We start from the raw sequence: 14,605 nt of genomic DNA, 5'->3' as shown, positions 1-14,605 counted from the left end.
GGGAGTTGCCCTTTTCGCGCTGAGTGGGATGCGTCTGTGCCCACCACTCTAACGCAGCCCTATTTGCTGCGATGCAGCATTCATCGCAGCAATGCTTGGGGGTTTCCCGGCCAGTGTCGGCTTGGCTGCGTGCGGGCCTTGCGCGCTGGGCTTCGCGCAAGGCCGGGGCAGACGCCTACTTGGCGGCAGGCTTGCGGGCGCGGGGTGCAGCCTTTTTGGCGGGTGTGGGGGGCGTTGGCTTGCCCGCAGTTTTGCCTGCGGTCTTGGCGGTACGCGCTGCCGGGGCCTTGCGGCTTTTGGCCAATTCCTGGGTCAGCGCATCAATGCGCTCGTTCAGCGCCTGCAGGTCGCGTGCGGTGGGTATGCCCAGCCGGCCCAGGGCCTTGGCCACGCGGTCTTCAAAAATGGTTTCCAGCTTGTCCCACTGACCGGCAGCACGCGAGCCCATCTCTGTGGCTGCGCTGGTCATGCGCTGGGCGGCTTCGGTGATTTTTTCCTCTGCCACCGTCTGGGTCTTGCGCTGCATGCTCACGCCTTCCTTGACCAGCGCCTCAAACACCTTGCCGCCCTCGGCTTGCGCCTTGGAAAACGCCCCCAGCCCGGCCAGCCAGATCTGCTGGGCCGATTCCTTTACGGCGTCGCTGAACGGAACGGCGCCGGATGCCATGTCTTCGGGACCGAAGGGGAAAGACTTCTTGGTTGCCATGTAGAGCCTCCTGTGGCGGTTGGTGAACAAACACATTCCACTGTACGGCGGGTTGGGGCGCATGGGTTAGGGGCGTGTGCCTAGAAAGCGGCGAGTCTGGCGGTGCCGAGTGGCGCACCCTGGCACAAATCCTGTTACAGGCCAGGGGCCATGGATGGGATAATCGCCAGCTTCGCCTGCAGGCGTATCAACACTGCCCATCCTATGATTTTGGTAACTGGCGGCGCCGGCTTCATTGGCGCCAACTTCGTGCTCGACTGGATAGCCAACGGCGACGAGCCCGTGGTCAACCTCGACAAGCTCACCTACGCTGGCAACCTGCACAACCTCGATAGCGTGCAGGGCAACCCCCGCCACATCTTTGTGCAGGGCGACATTGGCGACACCGCCTTGCTCGAACGCCTGCTGGCCGAGCACCAGCCCCGTGCCATCGTCAACTTCGCGGCCGAGTCGCATGTGGACCGCTCCATCCACGGCCCCGAAGACTTCATCCAGACCAACGTCGTCGGTACTTTCAGGCTTTTAGAGGCTGCAAGGCAATACTGGCAAGCGCTGCCAGCTATCAAAAAAGAAGCGTTTCGCTTCCTGCACGTGTCTACCGACGAGGTCTATGGCACCCTCTCGGCCACCGATCCCGCCTTCAGCGAAGACAACCGCTACGAGCCCAACAGCCCGTACTCGGCCAGCAAGGCTGCATCCGACCACCTGGTGCGTGCCTGGCACCACACCTACGGCCTGCCGGTGCTCACCACCAACTGCAGCAACAACTACGGCCCGCTGCACTTCCCGGAAAAACTCATCCCCCTCATGATCGTCAACGCCCTGGCAGGCAAAAACCTGCCCGTGTACGGCGACGGCATGCAAGTGCGTGACTGGCTGTACGTGCGCGACCACTGCAGCGCCATCCGCCGCGTGCTCGAAGCCGGGCGCCTGGGTGAGACCTACAACGTGGGCGGTTGGAACGAAAAGCCCAACATCGAGATCGTCAACACCGTGTGCGCCCTGCTCGACGAGCTGCGCCCCCGCGCCGACGGCCAGAGCTACAAGACGCAGATCACCTACGTCACCGATCGCCCCGGCCACGACCGCCGCTACGCCATCGATGCCCGCAAGATCGAGCGCGAGCTGGGCTGGAAGCCTGCCGAGACCTTTGACACGGGCATCCGCAAGACCGTGCAGTGGTATCTGGACAACCCCGAGTGGGTGGCGCAGGTGCAAAGCGGTGCCTACCGCGAGTGGGTGCAAAAGCAATACGAAGGCGCTGCCGCATGAACATCCTGCTCCTTGGCAAGAACGGCCAGGTTGGCTGGGAACTGCAGCGCAGCCTTTCCGTGCTGGGGCCGGTCACCGCGCTGGGCCATGACGAGGCGGACTTCACACAGCCCCAGGCCGTGGCGCAGGCCGTGCGCGCCCTGCGCCCCCAGGTGATCGTCAACGCCGCCGCCCACACCGCCGTGGACAAGGCCGAGAGCGAACCCGAGATTGCCCGGCTGCTCAATGCCACCACTCCCGGCGTGCTGGCAGAAGAAGCTGCGCGCCTGGGTGCCTGGCTGGTTCACTACAGCACCGACTACGTGTTCGACGGCAGCGGCACGCGGCCTTGGGTGGAAACCGATGCGCCGGCCCCGCTGTCGGTCTACGGCGCCACCAAGCTGGAGGGCGAACAGCACATCCAGCAGACAGGGTGCCGCCACCTCATCCTGCGCACCAGCTGGGTCTATGCCGCGCGCGGCGGCAACTTTGCCAAGACCATGCTGCGCCTGGCCCAGGAGCGCGAACGCCTGACGGTGATCGACGACCAGTGGGGCGCGCCCACCGGCGCCGACCTGCTGGCCGACGTGACGGCCCATGCCATCCGCCACCTGGAGGCGCGACCCGAGGAAGGTGGCCTGTACCACTGCGTCGCTGGCGGCGAGGCCAACTGGCATTCCTATGCGAAATACGTCATAGACCTTGCCAGTCAAGCGCAAGAAGCTATCAAGATAAAAGCAACCGAAGTGGCGCCCGTGCCCACGAGCAGCTTCCCCACCCCGGCGCGGCGCCCGCACAACTCGCGCCTGGACACGCGCAAACTGCAAACCACCTTCGGCCTGACCCTGCCGCCCTGGCAGCAGGGCGTGGCGCGCATGCTGGCCGAAATCCTCTGACCTCAGCGCACGCAATGACAACACCCACACGCAAGGGCATCATCCTCGCCGGCGGCTCAGGCACCCGGCTGCACCCGGCCACGCTGGCCATCAGCAAGCAACTGCTGCCGGTGTACGACAAGCCCATGATCTACTACCCGCTCAGCACCCTCATGCTGGCGGGCATCCGCGACATCCTCATCATCAGTACCCCGCAAGACACCCCGCGCTTTGAGCAACTGTTGGGCGACGGCAGCCAATGGGGGCTGAACCTGCAATACGCCGTGCAAGCCAGCCCCGACGGCCTGGCCCAGGCCTTTGTGATCGGTGAACAATTCGTCGGCAACTCCCCCTCAGCCCTGGTGCTGGGCGACAACATCTTCTACGGCCACGACTTCCACGAACTGCTGGGCAACGCCATGCAGCGCGAACAAGGCGCCAGCGTCTTCGCCTACCACGTGCACGACCCCGAGCGCTACGGCGTCGCCGAATTCGATGCCCAGGGCAAAGTGCTGAGCCTCGAAGAAAAACCCCAGGCCCCCAAGTCCAGCTACGCCGTCACCGGCCTGTACTTCTATGACAACCAGGTCGTAGACCTAGCCAAGAGCCTCAAACCCTCCGCTCGCGGTGAATACGAAATCACCGACCTGAACCGCCTGTATCTCGAGCAAGGCCGGCTCAACGTCGAAATCATGGGCCGTGGCTACGCCTGGCTGGACACCGGCACGCACGAAAGCCTGCTCGAAGCCGGCCAATTCATCGCCACCCTGGAGCACCGCCAGGGCCTCAAAATTGCCTGCCCGGAAGAGATTGCGTGGCGCTATGGGTGGATTGATGCGGCTCAGTTGGAGAAGCTGGCCAAGCCGCTTACCAAAAACGGGTATGGGCAGTACCTGCAACGAATTCTGAAAGAGACGGTGTACTGATGAAAGCAACGCGACTGGCCATTCCTGAAGTGGTGCTGATTGAGCCCAAAGTGTTTGGCGACGCCCGAGGGTTCTTCTTTGAAAGCTTCAACCAGAAGGCCTTTAACGAGGCCACGGGCACCAATCACCAGTTCGTGCAGGACAACCACAGCCGCAGTGCCAAGGGTGTGCTGCGTGGCTTGCATTACCAGATCCAGCAGCCCCAGGGCAAGCTGGTCCGTGTGGCACAGGGTGCTGTCTTCGATGTGGCGGTGGACATCCGTAAAAGTTCGCCCACTTTCGGTCAGTGGGTGGGTGAGGTGCTGAGTGCCGACAACCACCGTCAGCTCTGGGTGCCGCCCGGATTTGCGCATGGGTTTGTGGTGCTCAGTGACATCGCCGAGTTTTTGTACAAAACCACCGACTACTATGCGCCGCAATTTGAGCGCTGCATCGCGTGGAATGACCCGGATCTGGCGATTGATTGGCGTCTGGATGGTATGACCCCGTTGCTCTCGGCCAAAGACGCAGTGGGTTTGTCCTTGGCTCAGGCAGAGCTTCCATGAATCCTCACGCTACAGCGTCAGCCTCCCCCGTGGGGGCTGTGCGTTCCCTTTGGGCAAACCGGCAATTGATTGCTCGCATGGGTCAGCGCGAAATCATCGGACGCTACAAGGGCTCGGCGATGGGGCTCGCGTGGTCATTCATCACGCCACTGTTCATGTTGGCGATCTACACCTTCGTGTTTTCCGTAGTGTTTCAGGCGCGCTGGGGAACGAGTGAGGAGTCCAAGACCCAGTTCGCTGTGGTGCTGTTTGCCGGGTTGATTGTTCACACGCTGTTTTCCGATGTCATCAATCGGGCGCCACAGCTGGTGCTTGGTAACGTCAACTATGTCAAGAAGGTTGTGTTTCCCTTGGAAATACTGCCGGTAGTGCAGCTGCTGTCCGCCACGTTCCATGCTCTGGTCAGTGTGGTGGTGCTCATCGCGGCCCAGTTGGTTTTTCAAGGCAGCTTGCCGATCACCGCACTGCTGCTGCCTGTGGTGTTGCTACCGTTTTTGTTGTTGACGCTGGGGCTTGCCTGGTGGTTGGCATCCTTGGGTGTGTTTGTGCGCGATGTGGGGCAGACCATCAGCTTGGTCACTTCCGTGATGTTGTTCATGTCCCCAGTGTTTTTTCCGGTGCAATCTTTGCCACCTGATTTGCAACCCTGGATGCACCTCAATCCTTTGACTTTTGTGATCGAGCAAGTGCGTGAGGTCGTGGTGTGGGGGCGCTTGCCTGATTGGCAAGGTTTGGCTGTTTACAGCCTTGCCTCCATAGCTACCGCTTGGCTGGGGTTCGCCTGGTTTCAGAAAACACGCAAGGGGTTTGCAGATGTCCTATGAACCCCAGGCGCTGAACTCGGACAACGATACGGTCATACAAGTCCAAGGCCTGCAGAAGTGCTTTCAGATTTATAACTCCCCAGGCCAGCGGCTACGGCAGTTTTTGCAGCCTCGCGTGCAGCGTTGGTTGGGCCGGGACGTACAACGCTATTACCGGGAGTTCTGGGCCTTGCGCGATGTCTCGTTTGAAATTCGCAAAGGCCAGACTGTAGGCATCATTGGTCGAAACGGCTCGGGTAAATCCACCCTGTTGCAGATGATCTGTGGCACCCTGCATCCCACAGCAGGGCATGTGGAAGTGCGTGGCCGTGTGGCTGCGCTGTTGGAGTTGGGTTCAGGCTTCAATCCAGAGTTCACCGGCCGCGAGAATGTCTTTTTCAATGCTGGTGTCCTTGGCCAGAGCGAAGAGCGCACGCGCGAAAAATTTGCCGATATCGAAGCTTTTGCTGACATCGGTGAATTCATGGATCAGCCTGTCAAAACCTACTCCAGCGGCATGTTGGTGCGCTTGGCATTTGCTGTGATTGCGCATGTGGATGCGGATATCCTTGTCATCGACGAGGCACTCGCTGTAGGGGATGCCTTCTTCACCCAGAAGTGCATGCGCTTCTTGCGCAGTTTCATGCAGCAGGGCACCGTGCTTTTCGTCAGCCATGACACCGCAGCGGTCAAAAGCCTGTGCGATAAGGTGATCTGGATAGAAAAGGGCCAACTCGTTGAGAGTGGTCCGGCCAAGGAAGTTTGTGATTTGTATCTGCAGGCTTTTTACGAGGAGCAGCAAGGCAAGAGTGCCGAGCCCGTGGTTCGCCCATCAGGCGCACGCCTTAACGCTACCGACTTGCCTTTTCATGATCAGCGCCGCGACTTTCTGAACGCCAGCCCTTTGCGCAATGACATCCGGGTGTTCGAGTTCCAGCCAGACTCCGCATCATTTGGTGAGCGAGGCGGTGAAATCTCCAACGTGCAGTTTCTGGACAGGCAGGGCCGCCCTTTGAGTTGGGTGGTGGGAGGCGAGTCGGTCAGCCTGAAGGTGGAAGCCATTTGCCACCGGCCTCTGCGCTCTCCGATCATCGGGTTTTATGTGAACGACCGAACAGGGCAGGCGCTTTTTGGTGACAACACCTATCTGGCCTATCTGGACAGCGTTCCCGCCTGCCGTGCCGGTGAAACGGTCTGTGCCACCTTTTCATTCGAAATGCCTCGAATGCCCGTGGGTGACTACACAATCACCGTCGCGCTTGCTGACGGAACACAACAAGAGCATGTGCAGCACCACTGGATGCACGATGCGCTCCAGTTCAAATCAGAATCAACCAGTGCATCTGCCGGGCTGGTCGGTATCCCGATGCGCCGGATTTCTCTAGACGTTTTGCCAGCCGACTTGCCGTAGGCTGGGAATGGCCTGGAATGTTGCGCGACTCTATGTCTTACAAAAAATGAACAATACAGATTTGGCCGTTTCACTGGTAGAGCCACGGCGTTTGGTGCTGCCCAACCCTTGGGCGGGGCACATTCCTTTTGCCGCGTGGCTAATCCACCAAATCAAACCCAGGGTTTTGGTCGAGCTGGGTACGCACACAGGCAATTCCTACTGTGCCTTTTGTCAGTCCATCGAAGAGGCGTCTTCCCCAACCAAGGCCTACGCAGTGGATACATGGCAGGGCGATGAGCATGCTGGGCGCTATGACGATAGCGTTTACGAGCAGTTGCGTGCATACCATGATCCTTTGTACGGCAGCTTTTCCACGTTGCTCAGAAAAACCTTCGATCAGGCCTTGGAAGACTTTGCTCCTGGGAGCGTCGACTTATTGCACATCGATGGATTGCATACCTACGAGGCAGTCAAACATGATTTCGAAACATGGCTGCCCAAGCTGTCTGACCGTGGTGTAGTGCTTTTTCATGACACCTGCGTTCATCGTGACGATTTCGGTGTTCATCGGCTCTGGCAAGAGCTGGCGCAGCAGTACCCTGGCTTCAACTTCACGCACTCCAACGGTTTGGGCGTTCTGCTGGTGGGAACGGACAGACACCCCAGTCTGGCTTCCATGGCAGAGCAGGCAGGCAATTCGCACTGGGAGGTGATGCGCAAGCTATTTGCTCGGTTGGGCGCTGAATTTGAATTGCGCTTAACCAATCAGTTTCTTTCCGATCGGTGTGAACACCTGACGCAGGCCATTGATGACAGAGATGCGACATCCTTGAAGCTGTACGCCACGATTGAAGAGGCGCAGAAAGAGGCCTTGAACCTGCACCAGGTGATCAGCGCAAGAGAATCCGCGCTCAGGGAGCTGCACTACGCTGCCGCTGAAAACGAGGCTGCGCAGCAACGGCGTTTCTTGCAGTTGCAAGAGTCTCACCAAGGCATCATCCAATCCCAGCAAACCACCATTGAATCGCAGCAAGTCACTATTGAGTCAGCGCGAACCACCATTGAATCGCAGCAAGTCGCTATTGAGTCAGCGCGAGCCACTATTGAATCGCAGCAAGTCACTATTGAGTCAGCGCGAGCCACTATTGAATCGCAGCAAGTCGCTATTGAGGCCGGGCGGGCCTCTATGGATGCGCAGCAAGCGACTATCAATGCATTGCGTGCAGAGTTGACGGGAATATTGCATTCAAAGTCCTGGCGACTAACCCGGCCACTGCGGGGTGTACGCCGCATCCTTGGTGGCGGGCTGGCGAGTGTGAGAGTGTCTCGCCCCAAGCGAGCTCTGGATATGCTGCGAACTCAATTGAACCGGCATGGGATCGCTGGGGTGATCCGGCGCACGCCTTATTACTTGCGTCATCTGCGTGCGCGGCCTGGTTTGCTGACCGGGCAGGGCGTGCTGTCTCACGCGCCAGAGTTCCTTCACGCTAACAGCGTGAAACGGGAGTTGCGCCTGCACCCTGAGTTGCTGCCGTCCCCCCTGCTGCATCCTGATGTCAGCATTTCTGTGGTCATTCCAACCCTGAATGCGGGTCAAGAGTTTGGGTGGCTTCTTCAGAAGCTGTTTGCCCAAAAAGGCATTGGACGCATTGAAGTCGTTGTGGTGGACTCCGGCTCGAAAGATGGCACGGTGAGTACTGCCAAAAATGCCGGCTGTGTGGTGGTAGAGATACTGCCATCGGAGTTCTCGCACAGCTATGCCCGCAACCGCGGGGCCGACACTGCCAGCGGTGACTACCTGCTGTTCATGGTTCAAGACGCGTACCCCATCGGCGACCATTGGATGGCGGGCATGGTCCAGTTTCTGAAAGATCATGCGGCAGACAAAGTGGTGGCTGCGTCGTGTGCTGAGTACAGCCGCAGCGACAGCGATGTCATGTATGACTCCATGATCCACACGCACTACCAATTCCTGGGATGCTTGCATTACGATCGCGTTGGGGAATTCCGAGAGGCCGGACACATGTCTCTGCGCTCCCAGGGGCAGTTGAGTGATGTCTCCTGCATGATCGGCCGCGGTGTATTTCAGCAGTATCGCTACCGTGGCGACTATGCTGAGGACTTGGACCTCGGCATTCGGCTGATCCAGGACGGCTACCGCGTGGCGATGCTCGCTTCCGTCAAGGTAATTCACTCACACAATCGGCCCGCGTACTACTACCTCAAGCGGTCGTTTGTCGATGTGGTCTTTCTCGTGGGTCTGTTTCCTGATTTCGAGTACCCCCGCATCCACTCCCAACGCGGGCTTTTTGCCGGTGTGCTCTCGATGGCGGTGCATTTGTCGCGGTGGTTGGCGGCGCCTCCATCCGCAGAAGGCCAAAGCGTTGCAGTCATGCTGCGCCAATGGAGTGACGAATGGCGTGGCAAATTTGCACGCATCGAAACCCAGGGAGAGTTGCAGTTGGGTGACGCTCGTCTTGATGCCTGGCTGCAGCAGTTCCGTCAGCAGCAGGCGAACTTGCTTGGGGGGCCGCTCAGAACGAGTGAATCCAAGGAAGCGCAACATTTCCTGGATGCATTTTTAGGGCGGCTGGACCATTTTGCTCACTTCGCCGGGCAAACCTACGGGTCTTCGTCTGACGTATTGATGCACGAGTTGCGCCAGGCCATTGTCAAGATCTATGCATCTGCGGCTGGTTCGGCACTGGCATTCATGTACCTGGATGTGAAGGCCCAGCATTGCGAGGGCGATGCTGCGGCCGCCCAAGGTATCTACTCAGACTTGAAGGCAGGCGTTTGATGCGCATCGTTTTTGTTCTCCATCAGTTCTACCCAGAGTTTTCTGGCGGTACCGAGCGCGTGGTTCTCAACCTCGCCCGTTGTGCCCAGCGGGCTGGTCACTACGTGCATGTATTGGCGTGTACCATGCGCGACCCAGCCCCTGCGGGCAAGTCTTCGGGCGCATTGGCTGGCGCGCATCACGAGGTATATCAGGGGGTTCCGGTAACGCTCATTCCTCGCTCGCTACTACCTGCATCCGGCGACCTGGGGTTTGATGTAGCCCCCGCGATGGTGGATCAGGTGCGCGACTGGATGCGTGCGGAACGCTTTGAGCTGGTTCATGTGTTTCATACCCTGCGCATGGCATCTGCCCTGCTGGCCGCCCAGCAGTGCGGTCTGCCTTATGTGGTCACACTGACAGACTTCTTTGTCGGCTGCTATCGCATCAATGCAATCAACGCCCAGGGCCAACCTTGCTCTGGCCCCGACGAGGGCAGGAGCTGTGTGCGTGACTGTCTGGTTCCCGAATGGACTGAACCCGCCTTGTTGCAGCGACACCAACTGGCCAAGGCTTTGCTGCAAGGGGCGATAGAACGTGTCGCTCCCTCGGAATATGTGGCTGAATTTTTCAGGGCATCCTTCCCTGAGCTTCCTTTGCGGGTGATTCCGCACGGCATTGATTTTCTGGCGCTGATGGGCAATGGACAGAGTGTTGTCCACGCTCATGAAGACCTTGCGCCAGAGGCGCCCATCACGCTGGGGTACGTGGGTGCGATCGTTGCGCAAAAGGGCCTGCATATATTGTTGCAGGCACTGCAGCGTGTGCCATCTGAACGTCTGCGGTTGCGTGTGGTCGGCGGCTTTTACGGCGATCCAGTGCACCAACAAGACATTCGCAACATGATGGCAGCAGATTCCCGGGTGGAGTGGGTGGGGCAGGTGCCTCCGGGCGACGTCGCTGCGGTGCTAAAGCAGGTCGATCTCTTGTGCCTTCCTTCCGTTGTGCCTGAGTCATTTTCCCTGGTATTGCACGAAGCGGCAGTCCTGGGTGTCCCCGCACTGGTCTCAGACCTGGGGGCGCCTCCGGCAAAGATTAAGGCCCACGGAGGGGGGCGCGTTGTGGCTGCGGGTGACGTGAATGCCTGGGCGCAGGCCCTCACAGAAATCCTTGAGGTGCCCGGCACACTGCCATCATGGCGAACCGGTATGCGCCTGCCTTACCGAGTGGAAGAAGAGGCTTTTTTCTACGAATCCTTGTACCGCCAAGCCGTGGTTCCCCACTAAGGTATCAGCCAACACGCCTTTGAGCAGGTTCTAAGCGAAGCTGCCTGGGCAGCGCGTTCCATTGCGTGCACTGCAGGGACACGGCATGACAGAGCAACGACACCCAGGGTGTTCAAGCCGCTCTAAACCAAACCCAATAGCACAGCCAGCCAAAAAGCCCACTGCGCCGATCTGCGTTGGCGGGCGAGCCCCGCACGCAGGGCGTGGTTGAGGCGTTGTACACCGCAAGTGCTGTGCCTTGCCGCAGCAAATGATCTGGCAATACCCTTGCTTTCAATCGTGAGCAAAGGAGTCAGATCCCGCAGCGTGCCTTCTGTCGCATCGCCCCACGCGCGGTAATCTCCCTTCATCAATCTACCCAACCGCTGAGCGCGCTGCAGCAAACCCTTGCGTGCGCCCACTACGTTCGTGGAATGCTGACGGTAGAGCAGGCACGGATGGGGGGCAAAATGCACTCTGCCTCCACAGGCCGTCGCGGCCAGGTAGGCACTCCAGTCATGCAGCACCATGTTGTCAGCGGCAATCCGCTTCATTGCCTGCAATAGCGGCACATTCAGCACCATGGTGTTGCCGCTGGCGATGTTTTCCACCAACGCGTTGCACAAGGTGAGTGGGCGCCGAGGCTGAGGCGATAAATACAAGGGTCGCAACTGGGCGTCAGTCACCTGCGTTCGGGCGCAATAGAGGTTGGCTGTAGCCGGGCCTGACTGGTGCGTGTGCCAGTGCACGGCACGCTCCAGCTTGTCGCTCAGCCACACGTCGTCCTGGTCGCAAAACGCAAACAAATCGTGATCGGTGCGGGGTTGTACTGCCTGTAGCAACGCCCAAAAGTTCCGAGCAGCCCCACCCCCCTGGCCCTCAAGCAGAGTGGTTCGATCAGGGTGCCTGTGGGCAAATGCTTGCAAGATATTCCGCGTGGCATCGGTAGATCCATCATCTCTGGCCCAAAGATGCCAGTGACAAAAAGTCTGTTGCTCAATGGAGTGCAGCTGCTCTGGCAGGTGCTCCGCCCCCTGGTAGGTGGCCAGCAGGATGTGGGTGGTGGTGTTCACTGACAAGCCTTCAAATAGTATTCTCGTTTTGCCGTCCGTTGGGCCTGGGGCGACAAAAGCGCGAAAGAGGCTTTCTGATTCATGGGTACGCGACGTTTTTCAGCTTCGATAGGCTCGCAGGTGGCCTGGGTTGCTTGCACAGCGCCTTTAAGACACAGCTACTCTGGTGTTAGTACTTGCTCTGGCAAGCGTGACGCTGTCTGGTCATCCAGGCGGTGCTTCTAGGTAGGGGCGTTGCCTCCGCTAGTCAGCGTTCCCTCACTGCGTGTACCTCAAAGCACCGGGCACTGGCTTGCATACATGTCGATGTCATGTTAGCAACGCAAAAAATGCAACAGTGTCCCGCGCCGATCTTCCCGAAGCTCGGAGTGCTTGGCGATGCCCGCGAATTGTATGAAGGCTGCGAAGTGCCGGGGTTGTTCTCAGTCTGCGTCGCTCGATGCCCAATGGAAAGCAAGGCAGCAATGGCCATTCCCCATCTGTGTGCACTCTGTAGCAGTCAGGCGTCACATGATGGGTGAGAGGCTTTCTGGAGGAGGGCTTCATCAATAGACTGGCAACGCCATGCTGGGGTGTACTCTGGCGAGGACCCGAAAGCTGAACTAGAGAGTGGAATGGGTCTTGGTTGTCTGCGGATCATCGTTTGGCATGCACATTCCCCGCTTCTGCTAACCTATGAACCCTCAGATGCTTCAATCGATGAGTGTGTCGTGAACGTAATAGACGTCATTTGCCTTGGCAAGTGCGTGGTGTTGGTGCTGTTGGGCCTTGCTCAAGATCACTGGCTCATGGATTGGCCAGTGCTCTTGCGTGAGGATTGATGAGTGCATCATGTGGAGTGGCCGGGGAATAGCTCCGCATCAAGATGACCGCGCTGCTGCGGCAATGGACGGTTGTCTGTGGCTCATCGCGTTCTGATCCAGTGTTTGCTTTGGGTTCAATGCCGAAGTGCAGATATTCTCCCCTATTGGCTCTGCGATTGGTCTTATCCACAAAGGTTCCTAGTGAAGGGGTGCCCTTGGGCGTTTGTAAGTTTGTTGTTGATGTCAAGGCCAATCTATGATTTTTGACTCTCTGGCCTCTGAAGAGGTGCATCCTCAGAGAGATGTCGTTATTTCCATAGTCAGCCATGGCCATGGCCGAATGATTGAGCATCTGCTGTCAGATCTCGCTTCGCAGTGCGCTGGTCAAGATTGTTCAATCACTAGGGTGGTGGTGACACTCAACATCCCCGAGCCCCTGCCGCCACTGACTGGTTGGCCATTTAAGGTTGAATTGGTGCATAACAAAAACCCACGCGGATTTGGTGCGAACCACAACAGGGCGTTGGCAGCATCCAGCGAGTCATTTCTGTGTGTGTTGAACCCAGACATTCGGTTTTTTCCAGGCGAGCGTGTGCTTGATACGCTCATTGACGCTGCAGGCAGGCAAGAGGTGGGTATTGCCTATCCAATGCAAGTGGATGAGGCGGGTGTCCTCCAGGATTGCGAGAGGGCCATACCCACACCATGGGCGCTTTTTCTGCGTTATACGGCTTCAAAACGTGTGGAACAGGTAGATTGGGTCAATGCAGCATGTCTTGTGCTCCGTCGTAACGTATGGGAGCAGCTCGCTGGCTTTGACGAAGGCTACTTTATGTACTGTGAAGATGTGGACTTATCTTTGCGTGTGCGTTTGGCGGGTTTGACGATACATCGTGCGGGAGTCAAGGTGTGTCACGCGGGGCAAAGAGATAGCCGCAAAAGCTTGAAGCATTTTCGGTGGCATATCGCTAGTCTGCTTCGACTCTGGGGCTCTCCAGTTTTTTACAAGGCCAGCCGATTGTTACAGCCTAATCCTGATGGCCGGCATAGGATCTAACCGTAATGATCTGGATATCTTTGATCGCTTTCTTTGTTTCAATGATTACAGCTGCGGCTGTAGTGCGCTGGGCGCGCGCCCATGCACGGAATTATGGTGCGGGGATGCCTCAGCGTTTTCACCTGGGTAACGTGCCTCGCTTGGGGGGCTTAGCGGTTTTGCTTGGGCTGAGCAGTAGCTGGTTACTGGGTTGGGTGCAGGCAGAGTGGGGGGGCCCAGGCTCACTGAAGCTAGGCTCTTCATTGATTTTCTGGTGGCTGGCTATATTGCTACCCGCTGCACTGGGTGGAATTGTCGAAGACATGACTCAGCGCTTGGCAGTTCGGTATCGCCTTTTTCTTACTGCGCTGTCTAGTTCTGTTGCAGTGTGGGGACTTGGACTTACCTTGCCACGGCTCGGATTACCTTGGCTTGACGTAATTTTGGTGTGGGTGCCTTGGCTGGGCTTGGTGATTGTTCTATTGGCAGTGGCAGGTCTTCCGCACGCTTTCAATATTATCGATGGTTACAACGGCTTGGCCGGCATGGTGGCGGTTATTGTCTGCTTGGCTTTGGCGCACGTGGCCCTACAAGTGGGAGACCGGGCACTGGCGGCGCTGTTGGTATCCACTGCAGCGGCTACAGCGGGCTTTCTGGTGTGGAACTATCCACGCGGTATGTTGTTTGCCGGGGACGGAGGCGCCTATATCTGGGGTGTGGTGATTGCGTTGGCCAGCATCTCCCTAGTGCAGCGCAACGCTGAGGTGTCACCGTGGTTCCCCATGCTGCTGCTGATTTACCCGGTATGGGAAACGATTTTTTCCATTTACCGCAAGGCGGTGCGTGGCGTATCTCCCGGCGTGGCTGATGCTTTGCACTTCCATCAACTCATCTATCGCCGCATTGTCCGAGGCGTTTTTCACGATGACGAGTCCCGCCGGGTGTTGATGCGTAACAACCGAACCTCGCCGTACCTCTGGGGGTTCACGCTGTTGACCGTGGTGCCTGCGGTGCTGTTCTGGAATAACACATTGCTGCTGATGGGATTTTGCGGCCTGTTCGTGATCAGCTATGTTTCTGCGTATTTGGTCATCGTGCGCTTCAAGGTGCCTTCCTGGCTACGCCATTGAGAGCGTTTTTCGGGGCCGCC

12 protein-coding genes are annotated in these 14,605 nt (G+C 58.3%); 10 read left to right on the top strand and 2 right to left on the bottom strand.

From position 1 onward, the window contains the following. Window positions 1–175 precede the first annotated feature (175 nt). The gene (locus tag BDD18_RS07425) at window positions 176–706 is read right to left on the bottom strand and encodes a phasin family protein (protein WP_420837303.1); all 531 of its coding nucleotides are present in this window, start codon (window positions 704–706) and stop codon (window positions 176–178) included. Between the two features lie 204 nt (window positions 707–910). On the opposite strand from BDD18_RS07425, the gene rfbB reads away from it, so the two are divergent. From rfbB to BDD18_RS07385, 8 genes are read left to right on the top strand one after another with little or no spacing between them, the layout of a single operon-like run. Beyond that, a complete protein-coding gene (rfbB, locus tag BDD18_RS07420; RefSeq protein ID WP_142082214.1) occupies window positions 911–1,978 on the top strand; it encodes a dTDP-glucose 4,6-dehydratase in 1,068 nt (355 codons plus the stop codon). Further along, window positions 1,975–2,853: a dTDP-4-dehydrorhamnose reductase gene (rfbD, locus tag BDD18_RS07415; RefSeq protein ID WP_142082212.1), complete on the top strand. Its 879-nt coding sequence runs from the start codon at window positions 1,975–1,977 to the stop codon at window positions 2,851–2,853. Before rfbB ends, rfbD begins: the two co-directional genes overlap by 4 nt. A 14-nt stretch (window positions 2,854–2,867) precedes the next feature. Continuing rightward, on the top strand, window positions 2,868–3,758 hold the full coding sequence (rfbA, locus tag BDD18_RS07410; protein WP_142082209.1) for a glucose-1-phosphate thymidylyltransferase RfbA: 891 nt from the start codon (window positions 2,868–2,870) through the stop codon (window positions 3,756–3,758). Next, complete coding sequence (gene rfbC / locus BDD18_RS07405) at window positions 3,758–4,303, top strand: dTDP-4-dehydrorhamnose 3,5-epimerase (protein WP_142082207.1); 546 nt, start codon at window positions 3,758–3,760, stop codon at window positions 4,301–4,303. The genes rfbA and rfbC overlap by 1 nt, the downstream gene beginning before the upstream one ends. Beyond that, entirely contained in the window at window positions 4,300–5,127 is an 828-nt protein-coding gene (locus tag BDD18_RS07400; RefSeq protein WP_142082205.1) for an ABC transporter permease, read from the top strand. Before rfbC ends, BDD18_RS07400 begins: the two co-directional genes overlap by 4 nt. After that, on the top strand, window positions 5,117–6,517 hold the full coding sequence (locus BDD18_RS07395) for an ABC transporter ATP-binding protein (protein WP_142082202.1): 1,401 nt from the start codon (window positions 5,117–5,119) through the stop codon (window positions 6,515–6,517). The genes BDD18_RS07400 and BDD18_RS07395 overlap by 11 nt, the downstream gene beginning before the upstream one ends. A gap of 46 nt (window positions 6,518–6,563) precedes the next feature. After that, window positions 6,564–9,299 carry a class I SAM-dependent methyltransferase gene (locus BDD18_RS07390; RefSeq protein WP_244939005.1) on the top strand — a complete coding sequence of 912 codons (2,736 nt, stop codon included), beginning with the start codon at window positions 6,564–6,566 and terminating at the stop codon, window positions 9,297–9,299. After that, window positions 9,299–10,564, top strand: coding sequence for a glycosyltransferase (locus BDD18_RS07385; protein ID WP_142082198.1), 1,266 nt, complete (start codon window positions 9,299–9,301; stop codon window positions 10,562–10,564). Before BDD18_RS07390 ends, BDD18_RS07385 begins: the two co-directional genes overlap by 1 nt. A gap of 122 nt (window positions 10,565–10,686) precedes the next feature. Here the strand turns inward: BDD18_RS07385 and BDD18_RS07380 are convergent, their stop codons facing one another. After that, entirely contained in the window at window positions 10,687–11,616 is a 930-nt protein-coding gene (locus tag BDD18_RS07380) for a glycosyltransferase family 2 protein (protein WP_170207380.1), read from the bottom strand. A 1,059-nt stretch (window positions 11,617–12,675) separates the two neighbouring features. Here BDD18_RS07380 and BDD18_RS07375 point away from each other — a divergent pair. Then, window positions 12,676–13,476, top strand: a complete 801-nt coding sequence (locus BDD18_RS07375) for a glycosyltransferase family protein (RefSeq protein ID WP_142082194.1) — start codon at window positions 12,676–12,678, stop codon at window positions 13,474–13,476. 5 nt (window positions 13,477–13,481) lie between these two features. Then, window positions 13,482–14,585, top strand: a complete 1,104-nt coding sequence (locus BDD18_RS07370) for a glycosyltransferase family 4 protein (RefSeq protein WP_142082192.1) — start codon at window positions 13,482–13,484, stop codon at window positions 14,583–14,585. The last annotated feature ends 20 nt before the right edge of the window (window positions 14,586–14,605 follow it).

Source organism: Acidovorax temperans (assembly GCF_006716905.1).
Taxonomy (GTDB): Bacteria; Pseudomonadota; Gammaproteobacteria; order Burkholderiales; family Burkholderiaceae_C; genus Acidovorax; species Acidovorax temperans.
Note: the sequence above shows the minus strand (reverse complement) of the source record. Positions and strands in the feature narration are given on the sequence as shown.